The sequence below is a fragment of the Rubeoparvulum massiliense genome, assembly GCF_001049895.1.
Lineage (GTDB): Bacteria > Bacillota > Bacilli > Rubeoparvulales > Rubeoparvulaceae > Rubeoparvulum > Rubeoparvulum massiliense.
Map to the genome: position 1 here is coordinate 852,116 of NZ_CVPE01000006.1, position 26,240 is coordinate 878,355.

A 26,240-nucleotide genomic window follows, 5' to 3' on the forward strand; every position below is an offset into this window, starting at 1 on the left:
TGATCATTCCCCATCTTTCATCATCTGCTGTAAGCGATAGAGCCATTGCAGTGCATCCAATGGCGTAGTGGTAATCAGCTCCAACTGAGCTAATTGCTTCAGTACTTCTCGTTCTTTCTGCCCTAATTGTGTCTCACGAGGTTCCAACGGTTTCGTTCGTTCAACCTGTTCCTGAATCGTCATCACTTGTGGCACCGCAACAGGATGGGTTTCCCGATAATGCTGTAATAATTCACGGGCACGTGCAACGATGGAAATCGGTAACTTTGCGATTTCCGCACAGTAAATCCCATAGCTTTCATTGGTTGCCCCAGGGACCAGCTTCCGTAAAAAGATCACTTCATCCTGCCGCTCCTCCACAGCCATATGCACATTGCGTAAGTGGGGAAGATGCTGTTCAAGAGCTGCCAGCTCATGATAGTGGGTAGAAATTAGTGTTTTACAGCCCAGCTGATGAAAATACTCTACCACTGCTTGGGCGATGGCCATTCCGTCAGCAGTAGATGTACCACGACCGATTTCATCGATGAGCACCAGACTCCGTCCTGTAGCAGCTGTGGTTGATTTAATCTCCGCCATCTCCACCATAAAAGTACTCTGACCAGCCACGAGATCATCGGCAGCACCAATGCGGGTAAAGAGCTGATCTACTAAGGGGATGGTTGCCTCTGCTGCAGGAACATAGCTTCCCATCTGCGCTAAGATGACGATCAATGCCACCTGTCGCATATACGTACTCTTACCAGCCATGTTAGGCCCTGTGATTAACAGAGTGGATTGTTCCTGATCTAGGAAAGTATCATTGGCAATAAATTGACCTTTCCCTACCACTGCTTCTACCACCGGATGACGACCTTGTTCAATGATCAAAGCACCATCGTCCACGATATGAGGGCGAATCCAGCCTTCACCTTCTGCAATCTGTGCTAAACCCTGTAGAACATCGAGGGCTGCAATCTGATGGGCGATGGACTGGATCAGCTCCACATACTCCTTCACCTGATCACGTAGCTTGATAAATAATTCATATTCCAAATCAATGATCTTCTCTTCAGCACCAAGGATCAATGCTTCCTTCTCTTTCAGTTCAGGCGTAATGAAACGCTCACTATTGGTCAGGGTCTGCTTCCGCTCATATCTGCCCTCTTCTAGATGCTTCAAATTCCCCTTCGTTATTTCAATATAGTAGCCAAACACCTTATTAAAGCCAACTTTAAGATTCTTTATTCCCGTCCGTGTTCGTTCTTCTGCCTCGAGTTGGGCAATCCATGTCTTTCCATTGGTTCGTGCATCATGAAGCTTGTCCAGCTCTTCATGATAGCCTCTGCGGATGAGTCCCCCTTCCTTAAGACTGATGGGAGGCTCATCCACGAGAGCTACATCTAATCGTTCAACAAGCTCAGGTATCTCGGAGACGGACTGGGCAATCTCCTGAATGATTGGATCCTCTTGGGTACTTAACATCTGCTTGATGACAGGAATCAGCTTCAATGATTCCCGTAAGTGCACCATTTCTCTGCCATTGACCATCCCTACAGCGACTCTTCCCAAAAGGCGTTCTAAATCATACATCTGGCTGAGATAGCCACGGAGCTCTTCCCGTTCAAAAAAGTGGTGTAAAAAGAAGTGAACCACTTCTTGTCGTCTTGTGATCTCAGGAATGGAGCGAAGCGGTTTCTCTAACCATTGGCGCAGGAGACGTCCACCCATCGCTGTCCTTGTACCATCGATTAACCAGAGCAGGGAGCCACGCTTCTTTTTCTCACGAATGGTCTCAAACAATTCAAGGTTGCGACGGGCTGACACATCCATGGCTAAGTATTGCTCCCGTTCATACTGCTTAACAGGCTGTAGATGATCCAATGATTTTCGTTGTGTCTCTTCGAGATAATAGAGGAGCCCCGCTGTCACCTGTTGGAGCAATGGTGTAGCGAGGTGACTCGTAAATCGCTCATAGCTTTGTACATCAGGCCATTCCTTCAATGGGCTTAGTACTAGCCGATTCTGCACCAGTGCCGCAGGAGTTACCCAATCTTTATCTACCACTAGTTCCGCAGGATTGATCGCCAAAATCTCTTCGACACAAATCTCCATGCTCTGTACCTGAGTCACGGAAATTTCTCCAGTGGTGATATCGCAATGAGCGATTGCATAATTCTTCTCATCACCTAGAACTGCAGCAATGAAACGATTCTCCTTCTCATGACCTATCTCTTCATCGAAATAGGTGCCTGGGGTGATTAAGCGAACGATCTCCCGTTTCACAACCCCTTTGGCTTCCCGTGGGTCCTCGACCTGCTCACAAATGGCTACCTTATATCCTTTTTCAATTAATTTTTTCACATAGGGTTGGTAGGAATGATACGGTACACCACACATGGGGATCCGTTCTTTCAACCCGCCATCTCTACCCGTTAATGTGATCTCTAGCTCTTGAGCAGCTAGTTTGGCATCATCGAAAAAAAGCTCATAAAAGTCACCTAGGCGAAAAAAAAGAAGGAAACCTGGTACACTCTCCTTCAGTGCTAGGTATTGCTGAATCATTGGCGTATACGTTTCCATCCGTCTTTTCCGTCCCTCCAAGGCATTACTTTTTATCACATTATACCATATCTCATTCATTATCTTCGATTAAGACGTGTTTTTTGTTTATGGAAGGGAGGGAGCTTCCAAGCGGGACGAATATCCTCCTTTTCATCCCAGCGGTATTCCGAATCGATCAATTCTTTAAAAGGATCAAGATAGTGTCGATATGTTCGATACTCTGCTGTGGCTTCTAGCTCTGCCCATAACTCTTGTACGATGGGCTTAATCAGACGATAATTCCCCTGATAGTACGCATCGTTCACATGAACCCTCAGCAAAGGCTGCTGGCGAAGTTGTGGATAATTATGCAGAATCACCTTTGCTAAGGCGATGACACCCTTGGTGATTCGAGGTGTAACCAGCCAGCTCGGTGGTGTACGATATTCAAAGCCACCATGAAACTTCATGCGAAAATCACCTAACCAGCCATAGCGGGGGCGACGATGCTGTGCAGCTATATCCTCCAATAAAAAAAGCGGTAAGGTCAAATAATTATCCAGCGCTCGGAGCAAGCGAAAATTGCATGGAACATGGCTAAAGTGTAAGTGTCCACCAATGGGATACTCTTTTAATGGAGCGCTTCCTGCTAACCATTTGATCGATGAATTATTGATTTTTCGGATCCCTGCTAGCATCGCTTGATAGAGATTAAGAATAAGCTGTCGCGGCTCTTTCGCTGGTAGTGGTCGTAATTCTGCCAATGGTAATTTTACGTGTGTGCTATCCCCACGTAGCCAGATAGAGTCACAGCCAACCTGGCCTTTCTTCGGAAAATACTTCGATGCTAACACTAACTGATTCGTCCCTGAGAACAGGACAAACTCTGGATCAGCACCGATGAGCAATCGTTCAGCATTGCGACCATGTTGCTTCAACTGCCCAATATACTTTTGAAATGCTCTCGCATAGTTTCTGGTCAACAATGGGGTTAAGGGTGGTGTGGGATCGATTTGAATGACACAACTCCTACGTTCAGGTAATATTCCGATCACCACCATACCAAAATCCAGTCCACAGCTATAGATTGCACGAATGGCTAATCGTTTTACTCTTCCAAGTTCAGCTCCACCACTTGTTAAAGGAATGGTTTCCAGATGTTTATTGGCATTAAATTGTGAGGATTGGAGCCATGCTTTCGATTTTTTCTGACGGTAAAGAGCAAGGATCTCCGTTTGAAAGAGATGAACGATATAGACTCGCTGCACATGCTGCTGAGAAGATGCTACTTGAATACCGCTTTGTTGGAGGAGATGACGCATCGTATAAGCATTCTCTACATGCTGTTTAGCTTCCCGACAGTTTAATACCTGCCTAGACTCCTGAAATGAGAGAAAATCACTATCCCATTGCATAAGAACCTGCTTGGAAGGCTCTTGATGATATGATTCCTGCTGTAAGATGGGAAGATAAGACTTCCATTGATTCGCAAATTCAGGTTGTTGGATCAGCACGCCATAGTCCAATTTATTCTCTTCCCTTCACATGGCTTCATCACAGGATATGCTTAGAGGAAAGAAGAAGTGATTTTACTGAACTCCACCAACTATTAAGGTGGAGGTATTCATAACACTGCAAAGATAAAAAGAAAAAAGGGAGATGTTTTCTCCCCAGAGGTACCGATGAACCTTAATCTAAGTCATCAATGATTAAGTCTGGATCTAAGTCATTGTAGTAGTCGTCATAGATTGGTGCTAAGGTATCCACGTGCTTATCCATCTCCTCATCTACATTGCAGACGATGACACATAGCTTCGTTTCACCGATAATCTCTGCTTCCATCTCCCGTTCTACTTCCACAATCACCGTGTCTCCCGTTGAGAGTAGAACTGCTTTCACACAATTAGGCTCCTGAACAACGCGTGCATACACTTCCATTTCATCTTCGCGGCAATAGGCATCCAGTTCTGTAAGGGGGATCTGATCGGTATAGCCAACTCGCTGCTTCGCAACATCGGTATCTCGATTCTCAGCAGTAGAGAACCAGATGTTGATTTCATAGGAACCAGCTATGTGTACATAATTCCCTTCCTTGTGGGCTTCATAACGATGATTAATAATCCAACACCCCAGAATACTGGAAGGCTTTGCTTCGGGAACCACGTGATGTGTGGTGGATGAATACTTTCGACCCTTCCCGCATACCGCCTTCGTAACAATTTCACGGTAGCTAAGAGCTTGATCGGTCAATGACATGAAGCTCCCTCCTCCTATACTGTTCATTACATTCGTATGCAGGACATTCGTCTAGGGTGCAAAAAAGCCGTTGAGAATTTCTCAACGGCTTTACCCGTTCCAACATCCTCATATGCCATCATATGAGAAATGCCTAGAGGGTGTTCATCTAACCTTATTGACTTCGTTTCGATGAATCAATTTATTCTCCCTCACAGTTGACACAAGGAACAGGGCCTCCCCCATTCTCTTTAAAAACCTTCTCTGTGAGCTGAATGGTGATCATATTGGTCACGATTTGTAGCAGATCATTTAATTCCTGCTGCGACTGCTTAAATTCTTGAACCAAAGGAACTTCATCTAATTGCGCCATCATAGCATCGATCTCTTCATCCTTCTGTTTCGCCATGTCTTCCCGATTAAAGGCATGCTCGAGATGAGTAGCTTCCTTCTGCTTCCGTTTAATCTGCGCGATCATTTGCTGAACATGCTGACTTTGTTGGATCTTTTTTTCTGCCTGCTGAAAGAATTGGACCTCTTGGGACTGTGCCAACATACTGGCTAATTCTTTGGTTTTTGCCATAATCTCTTCTTTACTATATGACTGTGTTGTTTTTGTCATCACTAGCCCTCCCTCTACTCTGTAAAAACCTGCTCACCATTCAATGTCCAAGTAAGTGGATCGGTGATACGTACATAGACAAATTGACCAATACTGGAGGTATCCCCCTTAAAATGAACCAATTTATTGGTACGTGTGCGACCAGCTAGTACATCAGGATTGGTCTTGGACTCTCCCTCAACCAGGACTTCAAGAACTTGATCACGGAGTGCTTCATTTTTGCGGCGACTAATCTCATTCTGCACATCAAGTAGATGTTGAAGACGCTCTTTCTTCACCTCTTCGGAGATATCATCCTGCATCTTCGCAGCAGGGGTGCCCTCCCGTGGCGAATAGATAAAGGTGAAGGCGGAATCATATTCTACCTCTTTAACTAAGGAGAGTGTTTCTTCAAACATCTCGTCCGTTTCACCCGGAAAGCCTACGATAATATCTGTTGTAAGTGATACATCAGGAATGGCCTCCTTAATTCGGTGAACGAGATCAAGATAAGTCTCCCGCGTATATTTCCGAGCCATCAGCTTGAGCATGGCATTGCTCCCTGATTGAACGGGAAGATGGATATGCTCCATGAGATTCCCCTTCTTGGCAAGCACATCGATGAGATGTTGGTCGAAATCGCTAGGATAACTGGTGGTGAACCGCACCCTTGGTATGCCAATCTTACGAATCTCATCCATTAAATCTCCGAAGCCATATTGGATATGGGAGAAATCCTTCCCATAAGCATTCACATTCTGCCCCAGCAGCGTCACCTCTTGATAGCCAAGGCGAGCGAGCTCACGAACTTCAGCGATAACGTCCTCAGGATGACGACTCCGTTCCTTGCCACGGGTATAGGGTACGATACAATAGGTGCAGAACTTATCGCAGCCATACATAATATTGACCCAGGCCTTCAAGCCATCTTGTCTGACCTTGGGGAGGTTTTCGACGATATCCCCCTCTTTCGACCAAACCTCTACCACCATCTCCTTGGAATAGAGTGCTTCTTGAAGTAAATAGGGAAGGCGATGGATATTATGGGTGCCTAGAATCAAGTCAATATGTTGATATTTTTGCATAATGGTGTTGACCACAGATTCCTCTTGGGACATACATCCGGCTACACCAACAATTAAGTGGGGACGTTCCCGCTTTAGCGTCTTCATTCGGCCTAGATGGCCAAATACTTTATCTTCAGCGTTTTCACGGATGGCGCAGGTATTAAATAGAATGACATCGGCATCCTCTTCTTGCTCCGTTGCAGTATATCCCATATTCTCAAGAATACCTGCCATCACTTCTGAATCATGTTCATTCATTTGACAACCAAATGTACGGATTAAATAGTGCTTTCCTTCTCCTAATCGGTGCAACTCTTGCGGTAAATCACCAAATTGCACTACTTCAATCTCTTCTTTCCCCCGCCGTTTCCCCAGTGAAAGATTGGGAGTGGAGAGTACTTTAAATTTATTTGACCGGATAGATTTTGAGTCTTGGGTCAAATTGTTACGATCGGTCGTTGTCACACTGGAACCTCCTTTTACAACATCTGCATGGGATTAATGTCTTAGTTATTATAGCAAAATCTTCACAGCATCACCAAGTAAAAGCACTTGGTATCTGTCATGGCGCATCCCTGTAATCATGCTCATCTCCAAAAGGAAATGAAAAGCTTCGATTGAACTGTTGTTGACCCCAATCTCGTAGGAATTGCTGTAAGCAATGAAGAAATTCCTTGCGCCAGCTATATTCAATCTGTAGCTGGTAGATCATATCTATCTCATTGCAGGTAAATGCTACAAGGACTTCATGTTCGATCTGGGTTAATGCATCCTCCTGCTGATGAATCACCTGAGATATCCGTTGAAAGCGGTTCTCTAGATCGGTGGGCTGTATCATTGCTGATTCATATCACCCTTCCACTGCTGAAGAACTTGCTCAAGATCATGAAGTGCTTGCTCATTCTGCTGCTTCTCTGCCATTAAGCGTTGAATCTCTCCCATATTATTCGTAGTGAAGGATTGAAGCACCTCTTCCTGCATGGCTTGATTCCGCTCCTTCAGCAATTGAACAGAGTGCTCAAGCTGTTGAACCACGGTTGTAAATACTGGCTGTTGATTTTCTAGATTCTCCATATGATAATTCTCTCCTTTATTCTGTATCTTTACTTCTTCAACAATATCCTCATCGTCAATTAAGAACTGCTCTTCCCATACTTTAAAGCGTGAATCAGCCTCAGGTAGGAAGAGATAACGTTCCCGTGGCATTTGCCAACGTTGCTCCATCATCCGTACAATCTCTTGGAGCCTTCCGCCCTTCATCCCTTCAGCACGTAATAATTGATAGATCTGATCATTACAGATAAACCACGAACGCAGAAACCAGCGCTCATCGCCTTCAACCTGAAGAAAGCGGATATCTTCTTCTAGGGGAAGGGATGCTTTCATATGTCCGATGAGATGGCGTTTCCACAAATGCTGACGGATCTGCTCGGTGGTTAAAGGATGTTTTCTTTGCTGAAATAGAAGGATGATTCGATCAGCTAATGGATTTTGAGACTGCTTTAATTGGACAATGGCTTGGGAGGTACCGTACATAATCGGTCCTTCCTCCTTGACCAAAACATCCTGGATGATTTGATGGGAGGGGAGTTCTTTCAACGGATTGGACACAAATTGAGGAAACTCCTCCTTCAATTGCTCCAAGCGTAGCTCTAGTTCTGCCATGGATAAGGAAAGCTCACCTGAACGAAAGGCTAACTTCACTAGACTGCTTATGGTATAACAGGGACGTCTCATGGCTGTTCTCCTCACTTTTTACTTTTTTATCATGATGATCGAAAAAAACAGTAGCAGTAGGCTGCTACTGTTTTTATTATACAAAGAAATCCTTCATAGACAAAGGCTTGATCGCAAAAACACTTAGATTACCTTTTCTTCCTTCCCAACCTTAGCAAAGATCGCAAGGGCCTCGCTTAAATCTGCCTTCGAATGCACTGCAGATACGATGGCGCGGATCCGTGCTTTTCCTTTAGCCACGGTTGGGTAAGCAATTCCTTGCGCAAAAACACCGTTTGCAAGGAGGCGATCTGAGAAGCGCATGGTCATGGCTTCATCACCCAAGAGCACAGGTGTAATAGGGGATTCACTGGTACCAATATCAAAGCCTAGATCCTTCAGCCCAGCCTTAAAGAAGCGCGTATTCTCCCACAGTCTCTCAATCCATTCTGGCTCCGTCAATAAGACATCAATGGCAGCCAGATTGGCAGCAACTACAGCAGGAGGATGGGAGGTGCTGAACAAGAAGGGCCGACCACGGTGAATTAAGTACTCACGAACCACTTGAGCACTGGCAATATAGCCACCTAATACACCGATGGCTTTCGAAAGTGTACCTACTTGGATATGAACACGTCCATGCAAATGAAAATGATCCACTGTGCCTCGACCATTTTCTCCGAATACTCCACTGGCATGGGCATCATCTACCATCACTAAGGCATCATAGTTCTCACACAGCTCCACAATCTCTGGGAGGCGTGCCACATCACCGTCCATACTAAAGACCCCATCTGTAACAACAAGGCGCTTCCGATAATGCTGGGTCTCTTGAAGAGCCTTCTCTAAATCCTTCAGATCGGAATGTCGATAAATCCGACGGGCTGCTTTGGTTAAGCGGATCCCATCGATGATGGAAGCATGATTCAGCTCATCACTAATCACCACATCTTGTTCATCTAATAGAGCTGATAGCACTCCCACATTGGCAGTGAAGCCTGACTGAAATACGAGCGTAGCTTCAGTCTGTTTGAAGTTAGCCAGCTTCCGTTCAAGCTCCTCATGCATCTCCATCGTACCAGCGATGGTACGAACCGAGCCTGTTCCAACACCATATGCTTCCACTGCCTGCTTCGCTGCTTCAACCAAGCGCGGATGGTTGGTTAATCCCAAGTAGTTATTGGAAGAGAGCTGTATGAGTTCCTTTCCATCAATAATAATACGACCTCCTTGGGGAGATTGAAGCGGAACCAAGGAACGAAATACGCCTTGCTCCTTCATGTCATTTAGCTCCACTTCTAAATATTCGAATCCTTTCATCTTAGAATTCCCTCACTCTCCATTGGGTAGTAAGACCACTTTTCCTGCCTTTCCTTCTTTGATTAAGGTAAAAGCCTCTTCAAAGCGTTCTAAAGACAAACGATGGGTGATTAATGGTGTCAAATCAACACGGCCAGACTGAAGCAATGCCGCAGTCTGTTGCCAAGTAGAGAACATACGACGGCCGGTGATGCCCTGAACCGTAATTCCTTTAAACACGAGCTCATTGGCAATGTCTAGGACGACCTCCTGCGCGGGAATACCCAGCATGGAGATCCGTCCACCATTGGTTACCATCTGGAACCCTTGGCGAATCGCTTGCGGATGACCTGACATCTCTAACACCACATCGACTCCATGGCCATCTGTTAGCTCTAAAACCCGCTCTACAGGGTTCTCTTTCGTAGATAGGATCAGATGATCAGCACCTAACCGCTTCGCTAGCTCTAAACGAAATGGGTTAATATCGATGGCGATGACTTGATGTGCACCTGCTGCCTGTGCAACGGGAACACTCATGATGCCAATCGGACCACAACCAATGACCGCTACACTCTTCCCTACCACTTCCCCAGCTAGCGTTGTATGAACAGCATTCCCCATTGGTTCCTGAATGGAAGCGATTTCAAAAGAGAGTGTTTTAGAATTTTTCCAAATATTTCGTGCAGGTACTTTTACATATTGCGCAAAGCACCCGGGAATGTCCACACCGAGGATCTGAGTCTCCTTACAGATATGAAAATCACCTTGTAAGCATTGAGGACACCGGCCGCAGACCACATGGGTCTCAGCTGAGACATAGTCACCGATGGCTACATGAGTAACCTGCTCCCCGATCGCCACCACAACACCAGCAAATTCATGGCCAAAGATCATCGGTACTTGTCCAAATCGCCGTTCTGCCCAAGCATCCCACGTGTAGATATGATAATCTGTGCCACAGATGGAGGCAGCCTTTACTTCAACTAAGACCTCATCATGACCAATCCTTGGTATTGGAACCTTTTCTAAACGAGCACCTGGACCCCGTTCATGTTTCACGATGGCTTGCATCAATTCTGCCAACCGTCTCACCCTCTCCTCAACATGACTAACCTATGATCACCTTCTAAGGCGAATTATACCATTGAAGGGAAAAATATGACAAGGAGATCAATCTCTTCGTTCAATGGCGATCAAGTAAGGTGGACAATTGATTTGATTCATAAACTGATAGCGTAGGACAGAGAATGCCTGCTGTGGTAGAGAAGCGACAAATTCCTCAACCTCTTTACGTTCCGCTTCGCCACCCTCATGCCCCCAATAGACAACAAGGAGAATAATACCACCCTTCTCTAGAAGGGTAAGGGCTGATTTAATGGCAGCAACAGTGGTCTCACCACGGGTAATTATGTTCTTATCTGATCCTGGTAGGTACCCAAGATTAAACATAACCGCTTCAATGGGCTCATTAACATACTCTAGCAACTGCTCATGCCCAGCCCGAATAAGTTGTACCTGTTCTGAGAGTCCTCTAGCTTGGAGATGCTTGCTGGCATTGGTTAATGCAAGCTCCTGTATATCAAAGCCATAAACCTGGCCCTTCTCCCCTACAAGCTGAGCGAGGAAGACAGTATCGTGTCCATTCCCTACTGTAGCATCAATCACAGTTGCACCTGGTTTCACATGGGTCATCACTAATTTTTTTGCCATCTCCAAAACAGTGGGAATCCATTGAATTTGCTCTTTTTCCATCTTGCTCTCTCCTTCGTTACGATCCTGAATTCATAGAAAAAACGGAGACGTCATTGGCGTCCCCGTTCGATGTACGTCAATCCATAATAAAAAAGCATTGTCTTCTATAAAGCTCTATGGTACAATCAAAAATGGTCACATTTTTAATGAATTTAATATATATTTATCCAAATATATATTAACACAAAATAAGTACTCGTGTCAATACTTGTTTCAAAAGAGGGGTGTTTTTTTGAATAAGAAGACGTATGAGTGGCAGAAAGAGCAAGCACGTGTGGATCAAGTTGTCCAGGAAATCCATGACCAAATTGATTCTCTTCAGGTACAGGTGGGGCAAATCACAACCACGATTGTAGATATTCGAAAAAATTTCTGGAGCGATGTGACGGTTAATCTTGAGGATCAATATGAGTTTGCTGAAACTTACGCTAGTATAAAACAGCAAGCAGAGCTACTTTCCGAACGAGAAAGAATGCATCGCCATGCACAAAATCGCTTACGGACACTAAAGCGTCTTGAGCAATCACCCTATTTTGGTCGGATCGATTTCAGTGAAGACGATTCCAATCCATTCGAATCCATCTATCTGGGGATCTCCTCGCTCCGCCATGAGGAGACTGGTCAATTCCTCATCTACGATTGGCGCGCTCCTATCTGTAGTATTTATTATGATTTCCCCCCTGGTCCGGTCCATTATGAAGCACCTAGCGGCACGATTACAGGAAGACTAGAACGGAAACGCCAATATATGATTCGCCATGGTGAAATTCTAAGTATGTTTGATACAGGAATCACCATCGGTGACGAACTTCTGCAGGAGGTATTAGGCAAGCAGGCTGACCCACAGATGAAGAGCATCGTCTCCACCATTCAGAAGGAACAAAATCAGATCATACGTAATGAGCATAGCCAATTAATCATTGTACAAGGTGCAGCTGGAAGTGGCAAAACCTCTGCTGCCTTACAAAGAATCGCCTATCTCCTCTATCGATACCGAAAGAGCTTACATGCAGAGAATATTCTCCTTTTTTCGCCCAATCCATTATTTAGCACCTATGTATCCACGGTGCTGCCAGAATTAGGCGAGGAGAATATGCAGCAGACCACCTTTCAAGAATATCTAGAGTATCACCTCGCCAATTCATATCATGTAGAGGATCCCTATGACCAGCTGGAATATCTCTATTCTTCCTACACTGATCCAGGGTATGAAGCACGCCTCGAAGGCATCCGCTTTAAGGCGAGTACCCAGTTCCTCCATCTAATGGATGAATATCTTCGTACCCTCGCGAAGGATGGTATCATCTTTAACCATATCCTCTTTCGTGGGAAACCCTTCATTACAGCAGAGCAGATCAGGGAATACTTTGATTCCATTGATTCATCCCTCACCCTTCCTAATCGCATTAGCCTATTGGTGGAATGGCTGCACAAAGAACTGAAGCGAAAAACCAAGTTGGAGAAGAAATCACCCTGGGTAGAGGAAGAAATCCAACTCCTTGACCGTGAAGACTTCCTTAAGTCCTATCAAAAATTGCAGAAGAAAAAAGGATACACTGGCGAGCAGTTCAATGATTTCCAACGGGAAGAAGACATTCTACGAACCATGGTGATTCGAAGACGCTTTAAGCCATTGCATCGCCATGTAGAACAGATGCAGTTTATTAACTATCTAGCCATCTATCGAGCGCTTTTTACCAATGATCAGCTACTGCAAATCCTCAACAAAGAGCAGCTTCCTCTCCATTGGAAGATGATCTGTGAGCAGACCATTGGCAAACTAGATCAGAAAATCCTCTCCTACGAAGATGCAACACCTTTTCTTTATCTGAAAGAACGGATGGAAGGCTTTCATAGCAACCATCAGATTCGCCATGTTTTCATCGACGAGGCGCAAGATTATTCTCCCTTCCAAATAGCCTTGATACGCCATCTTTTTCCCAGAAGTAAGATGACGGTATTAGGCGATGAGAACCAAGGGATCTCTGCCCATTCCTCTTCCAATCTTGCCACCCTTGTCAGTCTTTTTGCACCAGAAGAGCAGGAACATTATCATCTGCAGCAAAGCTATCGCTCCACCCAACCGATCGTGCAGTTTACCCGGCAGCTTCTTCCACAGAACCAAGGGATCATCCCCTTTCAACGGGAAGGTAAAATGCCTACGATAAGTGCTGTAGTAAATCAACATCACTTGATCGAACAGATCGTAAGGCGTGTTCAGCAATTACAGGAGCATGGTCATCGAACCATCGCCATCATCTGCAAAACAACAGAAGAGTCAAGGGAAGCTTACGCAGCATTGAGCGCACAACTCACCATCCAGCATGTGCAAAAGGCTACGCAAGCCTTTCAGCAGGGTATTGTGCTCATACCAGCATATCTGGCCAAAGGAATTGAATTCGATGCAGTGATCATTTATAACGCTTCGAGAAGCATCTATGGGAATGCACAAGAAGAAATGGAAAGAAAACTGCTATATACCGCTTGCACACGAGCTATGCATGAACTATATCTCTATTATCTAGGAGAGATAAGTCCCTACTTAGCTGAGATATCTGCTAATACCTATGTAAAAGAATAAAATAAAGGGTATTCGGATTTTGTGGTGGAAAATTAATCAAAATAAATTCCGCCTTGATTCAAATTTTGGGTGGAATTTTGTTATTACATGAATCAATTTCATAAATCTAAGCCCAACGGGCTCAAGGGTTTTAAAGATAGTAAAAAGGAGTACCTCCCCAAAATCTCGAAATAGTTAAGTGTGAACAAAACCATGAGATTGGAGGAAGACTCCCTATGCCTATTATACGACAAGGAGGCCTATTTGGGGTACAAGATTTATTCGACATGGAACCTCCCCAACGCTTTAAAGCGATATTTTCTACCCTGGACTTGGCTCCGATTCTTCATATGATCTCGAAAAAGTCCCTCTATGGAGCTCCAACGGAGCTCCATTATGAGGCGATGTTGTACTCGTTGGCTGCTCGAATCATCGAACGGATTCCCACGGTGAAAGACTTGTGGAGAAGGCTACAACATGACTTGATCTTTCGAATGGAATGTGGCTTCCTATTTTCTGATCCCATTCCTTCCGAAGCCTCTTATTCTCGTCTCATTCAGAAAATTTCTGAAACTACGATTCTCGAAAGAGTGCAAGATACATTCTTGTTTCAAGCGATCCAAGAAGGGTTTGTGGAGGATGAAGTGGTAGCCATCGATGTCACTCACTTTAAATCCCGTGATCATGGACAGGCTCAGGAAAAAAAGTCAAAACCGGCACCCAAAAAACGGGGTCGAAAATCCAAGGCTAAGAAAGGAGCTGACGAGAAGCGCAAGCAAGAAGAAGAATCCCAAAAGTCTTTGTACGAGAAAACCATCGCAGCTCAACTGGATGTTTCCTTAGAAGAATTATGTTCCCAAGTTCCCTTGCAACCACAGTGGGGCATCAAGAAAAACAGTGAAGGAAAGAATATATTTTGGTACGGATACAAGGCACATCTTGCGGTCGGTACAAAAAGTCAATCTATTCTGCGCGCCATGATGTCATCCGGGAATATGAACGATGGGAAAGCCGCCATTCCTTTACTAAAAGGCATTCAATCCATTCTACCCCACCGGGTTCGCTATGCGCTCATGGATGCAGGCGATGACTACCTGCCCATCTACCAACAGATTCATCGTATGAACGCACAAGCGATCATGGCCTATAACAAGCGAAATGAGAGGAAGATCAACGGATTGGATGAACATTTTGCACCAACTTGTGTTCGGGAGCATTCCTATCGTTACGATAGTTACGACAAAAAGTATACAACCTTGAAGTATGTACGACCTAAAGAATGCAGAGACTGCCCCTTAGCCCACGACTCCCTCTGCCAGAAGGTCTATAAGATGAAGGTAGACGCCGATCTACGCAAGTACACCGCACCAGCAAGAGGTACTCAAGCCTGGGAGAAGTTATATGACCAACGAACTGCGGTGGAGCGAGTGAATGCATACGTAAAGCAGTTTTTTCAGTTAAACAACGTTCGCTATCGTACTGGCAAGAAAGCCAAAGTCCATTTTGATTGGGTCATGCTGATTTACAATGCCTCGAAGTTGGCTGTTGATCGTATTCGTAAAGCGTTTAATGAAAGTATAGCTGCTGCATAGACCTTAAAAACCATCCAGTTAACTAAGGGATAGTCTGCTCTTTTTCTGGTAGACCCATAATAGGCTCCACAAAAAATGGTTATATAAAATTCTAAAAAAGATGCTTTAGATATTCTGCTCTTGCGAGCATTTTTTTAAAGGTTAATTTTGAAATTGATTCTCATATTTAAAGTTTCATTTTTATCTATTGATTCCGAGAGTTAAAGCAATCATCATTAAGTAGAATTATTAACTTTCGGGGAATGGATGATGCATTGCTGAACCAAACCAAAAATAATAATTCAGAGTGGAGTTAGTATAGTTTCATGGACACTACTTCGTTAACTCTCTACAATACAATGTGAGAGGAAGTGTCCTAAATGAAACAAGGGAAATCCAAGAAATACAACAACGATTTTAAAAGAACAGTGGTCAAACTGTATCACATGAGTAGCTCTGTGAGTTCATTAAGTAGCGAATATGGTGTTTCTGAAGTAACGATTTATAAATGGATTAAAGCTTTAACACCAATAAGCCAGGAGGCTGGTGGGCTGACGCCCCAGGACATCGCCGAAATCCAAAAAGAGAACCTTCGTCTGAAGCAAGAGGTAGAAATCTTAAAAAAGGCGATGACCATATTCGCCAAAAAGTAACCGATGCAGAGCTAACCAAATTGATCACAGAACAGAAGCACCCGTTTCCCATCCAGCTTTTGTGTGAGGTGCTGGATATCCCTCGGAGTACGTACTATCAGACATTCACCAAATCTGCTTCCCACCGTGATAAGGAAAATCAGGTATTGACTGAAAAAATTCCGCCCACAATCGAATCGTGGTGAAGTTATATCCCGTGATAATCACTTAAATCAAGATTTCACAACGACCACGTTAAACTAAAAATGGGTGGCGGATATCACATATATTCACACCGTTAAGGATGGCTGGTGTTACTTGGCATCTGTTTTAGACCTGCATTCAAAAAAGATCGTTGGATATTCTTTCTCTCGTTCCATGACAACTGAACTCGTACTTCAAGCCTTAAATAATGCGATGACGACACAAAAACCGAATTCAGGGCTTATATTACATACTGATTTAGGCACTCAGTACACCAGTGAAGCCTTTACAAATACCGTACACGAACGTGGAATGATACAATCCTTCAGCCGAAAAGGCTGCCCATATGACAATGCGTGTATCGAATCATTCCATGCGATTTTAAAGAAAGAGGAAGTTCATCAGGTAAATATTTGGATTTTGAAGCTGACAAATGGGCACTGTTTCAATAGATTGAGGGTTGGTATAACCGAAAGCGAATTCATAGCCAACTTGGCTACCAAACACCTCAAGAAGTGGAAGATAAAATCAGACATTCAGCTTGAAAGTTAACTTCTTTGTGTCCAAGATATTGACTCAGATCCAGAGAGAGGAGAGAGACATTTATTGCTGCTGATTGTATTCCATCAAGGGCTACAGAAGGGGAATATAATTTTTAAGCTTGGGTGGCTGCTGACCTATAGATTAGAAAATCACAACATGATATTTTCTTGTCCCTCAAAACAAAGACCGTGAGAAATTCTCCCACGGCGATAAGAATATCATTACATTGGTCGATCAAGAGGATCATATAATACATAAACCGGGAAAAATTTTGGCGTAACCGTAAAACTAATATTTTCTCCGTTTTTATCTTTAAATGTAACAAAATAATCTCCAAATCCAGGGACATATTCAACATACTGATATTCGAATTCTCTATCACTATACTTGATATTTACATAAAGTGATGTAGATAATATCGCTAACGTTCTTGGTAGAATATTAGTAACCTGGAGTACAGTGATTACTATAATTAATAATAAGATTGTTTTTTTGGGGGTTATAATAAAATTACTCATATTTACAAGTCATATGGAATTTCAAGAATTTCTATATAACTATAGTCATAAATAGCAGTTAATAATGGTAAAGCTTGTCTTTCATTTGAATGACCTGCTAGTTTAAAATCTTTATCAACAGTATCATAAGCGGATATTATCATTAGGTGTGTTGGAATTGTTACCCAACCGGCTACTCCCTTATGGAAAACAACTACATCACCTTTATAAATTGAGCGCCCATAGACTGATTTATGATTTTCGACATAATAATCATGCGACATGCTATGGACAGTAGATTTTGGTACCCAATATTTTCTAAATTGGCTGACACTTATCCAAGGGCTTGGATCGGATAAATCCCAACTATAATTTAATTGGTCTGCATTTTCTGGTTCCCAGTATACTGAGTTCTTCTTTATGATATACCAAGTTCCTTCCATTGCATTGCTTCCACCGACATGGATAGCTTGTGATACAAAATTTGCACAATCACTTCCCCATACTGAGAACTTAGGATAATCAAGACTATATTTGTTATAATTGTTATAAGCCCAATCACCTGCAGCAGTTCCATAAACAGCTTGTATGTTAACTGACTCTGATTCCGATTGTGTAGTGTTTTTATCTAAAAAATTAATTGCTTTTTTATCTCCAGAACTACGTGCATACCTTTCAATATAGTCTCTTAAAACTTCTTGGTCACTTGGATCTTTAACAGAAGAATAAATATCCATAATTTTGTGCATAACTTCCACTTTATCTTCCTTTATTAAAGACATCGTTTTTTCATATAAATCTGAATCATTGTAAAACTGTACAAGTGCACTAGCCACCTTTAGGTCTTCTTCATAGTAATAACTTAGCGTTTCCAATATAATTTGTTCTTCTACTTGTGGGTCAACCAAATTATTATTTTCTTCACTATTACTTTCATTTTTCTTTTCTTTTTTTTCTTTAAAGTATTGCTCGGTGTATTTATTTTGAGGTTTTTTTTCACTTACGCCCTCTTGACCATATGCTGGAACACTAGACAAAATCAAAATAGAACAAAGTAGACCAAATAAAAAATTTCTCCAGTTCATATTAACATCTCTCCTCTAAATTTAGTAAAACTCTTCATTATTAAAACATGGCTTTTTGGATTATTCATGAAAATATGAATATTACTAATATTATATTAACCTATCCAAATATTTATACACAGATTGATTCCTGTCGATAGTCGCTTCCTGACTATTCACGACTTACAACACAAAATAATTAGAACATAACCACCTTCCTTTTTTGAAAATTCCCATGACAAGTTCATAGGTGTACAGGATTTGACGCTTACACAGTTACGACTTTAATTGAAAATTTAAGTGTGCAATAAACTCTCCTTTTTGGGTTATATTGACCCGAATTCGAGTGCTAGTCTATTTACATAAATACTCATACTGGTTAAAATCTACTAAGATTCATGTGAAAAATGGTCACCCAATGCCATCACCATTGGCTGGTCCAATCAATTTTGTGATGGCTTTCTATTTATAATAACGAACCATTTTTCAATAACGATTCGATTTTTTCAAATATTTTTTATTATATTAATCATTTTTTTACTTTACCTTTATTGCCTGAATTACTCCCACTAGAGTTTACTGCCTCCTAAGCATTCACTAGCCCATTTCCATAAGAAATAGAATCCCCTAAAACAGCAGCTGATTCATTTAATGTAGTTCGTATCTGAACATTGTCTAATTCGGGGTATGTCTCCCAAACCAATGCCGCCACTCCGGTAACGTGAGGGGCCGCCATCGAAGTACCGTTATAAGTAGAATATCCTCCTGGCACAGTGCTTTGGATACTCACTCCTGTGCCATTAGTTCCAATTCTCTGCCAACACTTGAGAAACTGGCTCTCCTATTCTGTTAATCCACGGCTCCCACCGTAATTACTGAGTAATATTCGGCTGGATATGTAATTGTTCCTTTTCTGTCATATCCGTTATTACCGGCAGCAGCAACAAGAAGAATTCCAGCATTATAGGCGTTATTTACTGCTCATATTCACGATGTCCATATGATTTATAATTGCCCTCTCAATGCCTGCAAAAACATCACTGTAATTCTCGCTTCCGTATTGATTGAGTACCTTTATCGCGTAGAGATTCGCTTGTGGGGCAACGCCTAAAACACCCAATGTGTTATCTGGCGCAGCTATCATTCCGGCAACGGTTTGTTTTTGGACCCCTTCCAAGCTCATTTTTTCTGACGTAATTTCTGACCCTTCTATAATTACAAAATCCTCATACGTTGGCGTGTTTTCATCTTTGCCGGGCAGGTTACCTACATTAACAAATAATTGAACGATCGTACTCTGTACTTTATGAAACATTTCTGTCAGTTTGGCAAATGATGATACGTTATCAGGTTTCCAAAACATTAGCATTAAAGCTATTATTATACCGGCTGTATAATAAGGTTTTAATGTATAGAAAAATCTCTTCTTTTTGGTATCCTGATGTTGGTGATTCTCATTTAATCTCTTACTTAATTGCACCCCTGCCTCCTGAGTGGTTAAAGGGGGGAGAGGACTATTTTGGTTATCTTGTCGGATCGTCTCTTTAATTCATTGATCGATATCACGATCAGTTGATTTTCTCATGATTGACCACATCCCTTACATCTGGGTTGTTTTCTAATAATTTTTTCAGTGTTATTTTTGCCCGGTGAAGCCGTGATTTAACAGCACTAACACTCATTTCTAATACTTGAGCAATTTCTTTATCATGTAAATCGTACTCATATTTTAATACAATGACTTGTTTGTATTCAGCTTTTAGCCCGGCAATGTTTTGTTGTATCAGGTTTTTCAAGAATTGTTCCTCAATAACTTGCTCGACGGAAGATTCCTTTGCATGGTTTATAGTTTCATCTATCATGACGTTTTCTGCAACAAAATCGTTTCTTTTTTTTACTTTTCTTAAAAAATCAATAGCAGTCCTAGTGGCAATGATTCCCAACCATGCTCCTAACTTATGACCGTCCTCAACCTTGTGCATGTTCTGAAATGCTTTAAAAAAGGTTTCCTGCACAACATCCTGTGCTAAATGTCGATCCTGTATGATAAAATAAGCTGTGTTGTATACACGATGATAGAACATTTCGAATATGACTCGTCCTAACTGTTGTTTTTCTGATTGAAACTGGAGTATAGAAGCTTTCATTATAAACCAGTCCCCCCGTTAAGTTTATGTAATCGTCTTTTTAAAAATATGCGACATAAAAGATTATAATTTTTCTTCCTGCAACTTTTTCATTAACATTTCTATATCTATATCAAAGTTTAATATTTTATGGTTTATAGAGGTCATATGAAGGAAGTCAGGTGGAATATCCCGCAATTGATGATCATAAATATCAGATTTACGATAGATGGGTGTCTTTTTTTTATGTAATCCTTCTGTAAATAGGACCTTTGCTCTTAAGGCTTCAAAAGAATACCCTCTGCCTAATCGATTCATCACTCTGATTAGACTATTGATAGATTCGGTATAGGCGTTTGTAATAGGATGATCAAAATAGGAAAATATTACATTCCTCCAATTCTGAACGGCTTTTAACAAAGGATTACAGGCATAATGAATCTCTACCGGCAACTTTGATTCCCATACTTTGTATCTAGTAAATAGACCTACTTTTTGTGAAGAGTTGTCCCATATTTCAAAGAAAGATTCCTTGGCGTGATAGGCTTTCCCAAGGGCTTCATAGTAGTTCACCCAGGTATCAAGTATTAATTGTTCCCGTTCATCTAAATCGTGTTTTCATTTCACTAAAATGAATCGATCATGCATGAATGTTCTTCTTTCTTTTGCCGATAATTGAGACATTATCTCTCTTCTCACGATTTCCAGAGCATCATTTGCCATCCGTACCGCATGAAATTTATCGACAATAATCTGAGCTTGTGGCAGGATTTGTCTAACAGCATCTCGATACGGCTTCCACATGTCCATGGTGACATATTGAATGCGGTTTATATTAGCAAATTTGGATAGGTATTGAATCACCTTGTCTTTATTTCAGTTCGGCAAGATATCTAGCATCGTTCGCTCTTTAATATTGGTAAAGATACAGCGTGGTTTTATTACATGAATTTCATCAATTCCTAGCCATTGTGGTGTCTCAAATATAATCTTTTCCTCCAAACGGTTGACATAATCTCGAAAGATATTCCGTACTGTTTTCTCGTCTATACTGATTTCTTCAGCAATACTGAAAAATGTATGGCTAAGGGATTGTTTTTCAATATATACAACCAATTTTTTAGTGCTTGCCCGTTTTTCATCCATAACATTATTCAAACGTATTCAAAATGTTTTATTGCATTCCCGGCATTTATAACGTTGTCGACTGACCACTATTCCGACTCGCTTGCCATGCATCGGTAAATCCATGTATAACTGTTTTCTATTATCATGTTAATATAGATTGGCTACACATCCACAATGAGGACAAAAAGAAGGTGGGAAGGCAGACTCCGCTAGTATTTGATAGTTATTTTTATCTTCAACAACGTTTAATATCTTTAATTGTGATAGATTCAAGATGTTCATCATATTGCCTCAAATCTATTCAAAACAAGAATAAATTGTAACTAATAATATATTATACCAAAATTACTCATTGCCTTCCACCAAAAATCCGATTTATAGGGATTAGGTAAAATGTTTGTCTTAAACTGAAATCCACCACATAATCCGAATACCCAAAATAAAAAGCCTGTATCTAATGATGTGCACATTAGATACAGGCTTTGAATCTTTAATCGACTTCGAGAAATTAATTAACGGAAATCACGCATCAATTTTTGGAAGTCCTCATCACTCATCTTAAGCTCAGCTTCAGTGAGTGGCTTCTCACTAAAGTTATTGACTAGCTTTTGATAGCTTGGACGTTCCTTATCTTGATAGATGATACCTGTAACCAGACCATCATACTCTTCTACTGTATTGATCGCCTTAATTCGATCCGTTGGATCATAGCCTTCAATATCATCCAGAGAGGTTAGGTGCTCTTTAAACCAATCATAGGTATTCACCTTATTATAGGTTACACAAGGGCTAAATACGTTAATGAACGCAAAGCCATCATGCTTGAGACCCTCTTCAATGATGTGAGTCAAGCCCTTAAGATCCGTGGAGAAGCCTTGGGCAACAAAGGTAGCACCACTAGCTAGAGCCAATTGCAATGGTTTCACTGGTGGCTCAATGGAACCTTTTGGTGTATATTTGGTCACAAACCCCAATTGCGAACGGGGAGAGGTTTGGCCCTTGGTTAAACCATAAATTTGGTTATCCATCACCACATAGGTAATATCCATATTGCGGCGAATTGCATTGATAGTGTGGCTCAAACCGATGGCATAACCATCCCCATCGCCACCTGCAACCAATACCTTTAGATTACGATTCGCCATTTTAACCCCTTGAGCAATAGGTAATGCCCGTCCATGAATACCATGGAAGCCATAGGCATTCACATAGCCAGAGATCCGACCGGAACAGCCAATTCCTGAAATTAAGGCCAATTCATTAGGCTCTAAACCTACATTGGCAGCTGCCCGTTGAATTGCAGCCTGTACAGAGAAATCCCCACAGCCTGGGCACCAGTTAGGTTTTACGTCATTACGGAAATCTTTGAACGTTGCCATATTACATCAGCCCCTTACATTCATTGTAGACTTCGCCCGGTAAGAATGGTGTACCGTTATATTTAACCACACGATGCAGCTTATCTGCCATACCCACATTCATTTGAATCAATTGGGCAATCTGACCTGTAGCATTATTCTCTACTACAGCAACATGTTTAGCACGCTTCATCAGTGCCTCCACTTCCGCTTTCGGGAATGGATGAAGGAGGTGGATATGCGCTTGGTTCACCTTATACCCTTCGGCAACTAACTGTTCCTTCGCTTCGAGAATGGTCCCCTTCGTGGAACCCACACCGATGATTAATAAGTCTGCATCTTCATAAGGAGCATCCTCATATACCTTGTTAGTAAAATTGATAGATTCTAGCTTCTTCATCCGCTTATCCATCATTTTCTTACGAACATCGGGCGCTTCAGAAGGACGACCTACTTCATTATGTTCAACACCCGTTACAGCATGAAGGCCGTATTTTTGACCTGGTATGCTACGTGGTGAAATGCCATCTTCAGTCAACTCATAACGCTTATAGAGACCATCTGTCTCCGGTAATTCCTGATCACCCATATATTTACCACGACGGATCTCCACTTTATTAATGTCGAATGGCTCCGTAGTCATCTTTCCAAGGGATAAGGAAAGGTCAGAAAGAAGGATAACAGGTACTTGTAGCTCTTCTGCAATGTTGAAGGCTTCAGTGGTCATGTAGAATGCTTCCTCTGCACTGGATGGAGCGAGAACCACTTTAGGAATCTCACCATGGGTTCCATAAATCATGGCCATAATATCAGACTGTTCCTGCTTCGTTGGCAGACCTGTACTTGGACCACCACGTTGTGTATTCACGATCACGATGGGGGTCTCTGTCATACCGCTCAAGCCGATGGCTTCCATCATTAATGAGAGTCCAGGGCCTGCTGAAGCTGTCATGGCTCGAATTCCACCATAGCCAGCACCAATTGCCATGGTTACGGCAGCCATTTCATCCTCTGTTTGAATAACTGCACCACCAAATTGAGGAAGACGCTTGATCAGATATTCCATAATCTCTGAGGCTGGAGTGATTGGATAGGCAGGCATGAAGCGGCAACCTGCAGCAATGGCCCCTAGAGCAATGGCATCATTACCAATCATAAAGAGACGCTTTTTACCATCTGCTGGATTTAACTTAAATTGTGAGAAATCATTATCCGTTGCATCGTGTAAGTATTGCGCACCACGTGAAAGCGCTTCAATATTTTTGGCGACTACTTCTTCACCTTTACGTGTAAACATTTCACGGATAATCTCATTAAATGGGTCAAGTGATAATCCTAAAACCACGCTGGTCGCGCCTACAGCAACCATGTTTTTCATAAGGGAGTTGCCCAATTCTGTTGCAATATCGCTAAAAGGAATTGCAAATAAACGAGCATCTAATCCTTCTGGTAGTTTCGGTTCAAACTTCGCATCTGCTAGGATGATCCCGCCGGGGCGTAAGTCCTTCGTGTCCACATCGATTGTCTCTTGGTCAAAAGCCAATAGTACATCTAGATGATCGGAGATGGCAGCACGTTCTTTGGTACTTACACGAATTTTGTTGGAGGTATGTCCGCCCTTGATACGCGATGAAAAATGGCGATAACCGTATAAATGATAGCCCATGCGCGCCATAACTGTAGCAAACAGTTCCCCCGTACTTTCAATACCTTCTCCTTGCTGTCCTCCAACTTTCCATGAAAGTTGATCGATCATGAGAACCACTCCTTCTTTCCCTACTTTGCCATATTGGTTGACAAGGAACTCTACTTCTAACCATCAAATCTTATTCTACCATTATTTGCAGAAAGTGTCACAGCCTCTTTGTCTGACCAACAATTTGTGAACAAATTTTGAAATAAACCTCGGCATATGTAATTGTAGACAACCATTCGAGAAAAATCAACACCAAAGGTCCTATAAGAATAGAAAAAGAATACTATGTACACAAAAACACCTACCTATCATCAGATAGGTAGGTGTCGTCCTCTCATTTATCGAGGTTCTACGATTAATTTAATTGCGGTTCGTTCTTCCCCATCGATAACGATGTCCGTGAAAGCAGGAATACAGATTAGGTCAACACCACTAGGAGCAACAAATCCTCGAGCAATCGCTACTGCTTTAACCGATTGATTAAGTGCCCCAGCTCCAATCGCTTGAATTTCTGCTGCACCGCGTTCACGCAACACCCCTGCGAGGGCCCCTGCAACAGCATTTGGGCTAGATTGTGCAGAAACTTTTAATACTTCCATTAAGTAGACCTCCTTGTACATAGATTCGATCCATCTTTTTCTTTTTCATGCTTGATACAATATATTCTTGCTGCGTGAAAAACATTCCTGCCTATTATTTTCAATTTTCAAATAATTCTTGATATGACAGGGTTGCTTTTATTGTACATGGATTACACCATCTAGACAAGGGAAAACATACAAGGCATTATTCCTATTTATTGGAATAATGCCTTGCGTTTTTAGAAGAAATCTACTATATTTCTTCAATAACCTGAATGCGTTCCATTCGAAGGGCCCGCTTGGTCTTGGGGTCAAAGGTTACACTCACAGCATTGAGCTGTGCTGGTCCAGAAGCCACTTCAAAACGGATAGGAAGTTGAGTAATAAAGCGCTTCAACACTTGTTCTGTCTCCATTCCTAGCACACTGTCCCGTGGTCCTGTCATGCCAACATCAGTAAGGTAAGCGGTTCCTTTGGGTAGAATTCGTTCGTCTGCTGTCTGTACATGAGTATGAGTGCCGATCACCATATGAACGCGCCCATCGAGATACCAACCCATGGCCTCTTTTTCCGAGGTGGTTTCGGCATGAAAGTCGACGATAATATAATCTGCTTTCCCCTTGATTTCCTCCAATAGGTGATCCATGGCGCGAAAGGGATCATCCATCGGTTGCATAAATGAACGGCCTAAGAGATTAACCACTGCAATATGAGTTCCATTCATATTCACAATGGTATATCCATGGCCTGGTGTGTCTGGTGGATAGTTTAGTGGGCGTACGATGGTCTTCGATTCATCAATAAAATCAAAGAGTTCTCGATTATCAAAAGCATGATTCCCTAAGGTGATTACTTGTGTGCCCCATTCCATCATCTGCTGGGCAATCTTCTTATTAATTCCTCTACCCCCAGCTGCATTTTCACCGTTGACGATGGTTAAGAGTGGGGAATAGGTCTTTCGTAGTTGAGATAATTCTGCTTCCAAAATACGGCGCCCAGGCTGTCCACATACATCACCAATCATCAAAATATTCAAGCCTTCCACTCCTAACTCTATTCTCTACACTACAAATCGTTACCATGC

The 26,240-nt window shown here is 42.3% G+C and carries 20 protein-coding genes and 4 pseudogenes; 3 read left to right on the top strand and 21 right to left on the bottom strand.

Features of this window, described 5'->3' with window-relative positions:
- Nucleotides 1–3 precede the first annotated feature (3 nt).
- The 10 genes from mutS to BN1691_RS11960 form a co-directional block, all read right to left on the bottom strand.
- Complete coding sequence (mutS, locus tag BN1691_RS11915; RefSeq protein WP_048602413.1) at nucleotides 4–2,562, bottom strand: DNA mismatch repair protein MutS; 2,559 nt, start codon at nucleotides 2,560–2,562, stop codon at nucleotides 4–6.
- A 59-nt stretch (nucleotides 2,563–2,621) separates the two neighbouring features.
- Nucleotides 2,622–4,049, bottom strand: coding sequence for a putative amidoligase domain-containing protein (locus tag BN1691_RS11920; protein WP_048602414.1), 1,428 nt, complete (start codon nucleotides 4,047–4,049; stop codon nucleotides 2,622–2,624).
- Nucleotides 4,050–4,212: 163 nt separating this feature from the next.
- Nucleotides 4,213–4,779: an outer spore coat protein CotE gene (cotE, locus tag BN1691_RS11925; protein ID WP_048602415.1), complete on the bottom strand. Its 567-nt coding sequence runs from the start codon at nucleotides 4,777–4,779 to the stop codon at nucleotides 4,213–4,215.
- A gap of 181 nt (nucleotides 4,780–4,960) precedes the next feature.
- Nucleotides 4,961–5,380: a YlbF/YmcA family competence regulator gene (locus tag BN1691_RS11930; protein WP_048602416.1), complete on the bottom strand. Its 420-nt coding sequence runs from the start codon at nucleotides 5,378–5,380 to the stop codon at nucleotides 4,961–4,963.
- A gap of 14 nt (nucleotides 5,381–5,394) precedes the next feature.
- A complete protein-coding gene (miaB, locus tag BN1691_RS11935; protein ID WP_082147149.1) occupies nucleotides 5,395–6,891 on the bottom strand; it encodes a tRNA (N6-isopentenyl adenosine(37)-C2)-methylthiotransferase MiaB in 1,497 nt (498 codons plus the stop codon).
- Between the two features lie 97 nt (nucleotides 6,892–6,988).
- Entirely contained in the window at nucleotides 6,989–7,264 is a 276-nt protein-coding gene (locus BN1691_RS11940; RefSeq protein WP_048602417.1) for a hypothetical protein, read from the bottom strand.
- Entirely contained in the window at nucleotides 7,261–8,163 is a 903-nt protein-coding gene (locus BN1691_RS11945) for a hypothetical protein (RefSeq protein WP_048602418.1), read from the bottom strand. Before BN1691_RS11945 ends, BN1691_RS11940 begins: the two co-directional genes overlap by 4 nt.
- 123 nt (nucleotides 8,164–8,286) lie before the next feature.
- Nucleotides 8,287–9,462 (bottom strand): glycine C-acetyltransferase, encoded by a 1,176-nt coding sequence (locus BN1691_RS11950; protein WP_048602419.1) that lies wholly within the window; start codon nucleotides 9,460–9,462, stop codon nucleotides 8,287–8,289.
- Between the two features lie 12 nt (nucleotides 9,463–9,474).
- On the bottom strand, nucleotides 9,475–10,527 hold the full coding sequence (tdh, locus tag BN1691_RS11955; RefSeq protein ID WP_187116880.1) for an L-threonine 3-dehydrogenase: 1,053 nt from the start codon (nucleotides 10,525–10,527) through the stop codon (nucleotides 9,475–9,477).
- 87 nt (nucleotides 10,528–10,614) lie between these two features.
- Nucleotides 10,615–11,196, bottom strand: coding sequence for a tRNA 5-(aminomethyl)-2-thiouridylate-methyltransferase MnmM (locus tag BN1691_RS11960; protein WP_187116881.1), 582 nt, complete (start codon nucleotides 11,194–11,196; stop codon nucleotides 10,615–10,617).
- A 232-nt stretch (nucleotides 11,197–11,428) separates the two neighbouring features.
- On the opposite strand from BN1691_RS11960, the gene helD reads away from it, so the two are divergent.
- The 3 genes and pseudogenes from helD (at nucleotide 11,429) to BN1691_RS11980 (ending at nucleotide 16,708) form a co-directional block, all read left to right on the top strand.
- Nucleotides 11,429–13,777, top strand: coding sequence for an RNA polymerase recycling motor HelD (gene helD, locus BN1691_RS11965; protein ID WP_048602420.1), 2,349 nt, complete (start codon nucleotides 11,429–11,431; stop codon nucleotides 13,775–13,777).
- 215 nt (nucleotides 13,778–13,992) lie between these two features.
- On the top strand, nucleotides 13,993–15,348 hold the full coding sequence (locus BN1691_RS11970; RefSeq protein ID WP_048602421.1) for an IS1182 family transposase: 1,356 nt from the start codon (nucleotides 13,993–13,995) through the stop codon (nucleotides 15,346–15,348).
- Between the two features lie 359 nt (nucleotides 15,349–15,707).
- Nucleotides 15,708–16,708, top strand: a pseudogene (locus BN1691_RS11980) (IS3 family transposase).
- A 518-nt stretch (nucleotides 16,709–17,226) separates the two neighbouring features.
- Here the strand turns inward: BN1691_RS11980 and BN1691_RS11990 are convergent.
- From BN1691_RS11990 to BN1691_RS12025, 11 genes and pseudogenes are all read right to left on the bottom strand, one after another.
- Complete coding sequence (locus tag BN1691_RS11990) at nucleotides 17,227–18,288, bottom strand: amidase domain-containing protein (RefSeq protein WP_048602424.1); 1,062 nt, start codon at nucleotides 18,286–18,288, stop codon at nucleotides 17,227–17,229.
- 565 nt (nucleotides 18,289–18,853) lie between these two features.
- Entirely contained in the window at nucleotides 18,854–19,057 is a 204-nt protein-coding gene (locus BN1691_RS14895) for a S8 family serine peptidase (protein ID WP_076850185.1), read from the bottom strand.
- A gap of 59 nt (nucleotides 19,058–19,116) precedes the next feature.
- Nucleotides 19,117–19,636, bottom strand: a pseudogene (locus BN1691_RS14905) (S8 family serine peptidase).
- A 199-nt stretch (nucleotides 19,637–19,835) separates the two neighbouring features.
- Nucleotides 19,836–20,414: an RNA polymerase sigma factor gene (locus tag BN1691_RS12000; protein ID WP_048602425.1), complete on the bottom strand. Its 579-nt coding sequence runs from the start codon at nucleotides 20,412–20,414 to the stop codon at nucleotides 19,836–19,838.
- A gap of 63 nt (nucleotides 20,415–20,477) precedes the next feature.
- A pseudogene (locus BN1691_RS14765) lies at nucleotides 20,478–21,257 on the bottom strand (ISL3 family transposase).
- Between the two features lie 12 nt (nucleotides 21,258–21,269).
- On the bottom strand, nucleotides 21,270–21,539 hold the full coding sequence (locus BN1691_RS14770) for a hypothetical protein (protein ID WP_231638408.1): 270 nt from the start codon (nucleotides 21,537–21,539) through the stop codon (nucleotides 21,270–21,272).
- Between the two features lie 18 nt (nucleotides 21,540–21,557).
- A pseudogene (locus tag BN1691_RS14775) lies at nucleotides 21,558–21,656 on the bottom strand (transposase family protein); the annotation flags it as partial.
- A gap of 377 nt (nucleotides 21,657–22,033) precedes the next feature.
- Nucleotides 22,034–22,900: a 2-oxoacid:ferredoxin oxidoreductase subunit beta gene (locus tag BN1691_RS12010; RefSeq protein WP_048602426.1), complete on the bottom strand. Its 867-nt coding sequence runs from the start codon at nucleotides 22,898–22,900 to the stop codon at nucleotides 22,034–22,036.
- Nucleotide 22,901: 1 nt separating this feature from the next.
- Nucleotides 22,902–24,635, bottom strand: a complete 1,734-nt coding sequence (locus BN1691_RS12015; RefSeq protein WP_048602427.1) for a 2-oxoacid:acceptor oxidoreductase subunit alpha — start codon at nucleotides 24,633–24,635, stop codon at nucleotides 22,902–22,904.
- Between the two features lie 278 nt (nucleotides 24,636–24,913).
- The gene (gene spoVS / locus BN1691_RS12020) at nucleotides 24,914–25,174 is read right to left on the bottom strand and encodes a stage V sporulation protein SpoVS (RefSeq protein ID WP_048602428.1); all 261 of its coding nucleotides are present in this window, start codon (nucleotides 25,172–25,174) and stop codon (nucleotides 24,914–24,916) included.
- Between the two features lie 235 nt (nucleotides 25,175–25,409).
- Nucleotides 25,410–26,192: a TIGR00282 family metallophosphoesterase gene (locus tag BN1691_RS12025; RefSeq protein WP_048602429.1), complete on the bottom strand. Its 783-nt coding sequence runs from the start codon at nucleotides 26,190–26,192 to the stop codon at nucleotides 25,410–25,412.
- Between the last annotated feature and the right edge of the window lie 48 nt (nucleotides 26,193–26,240).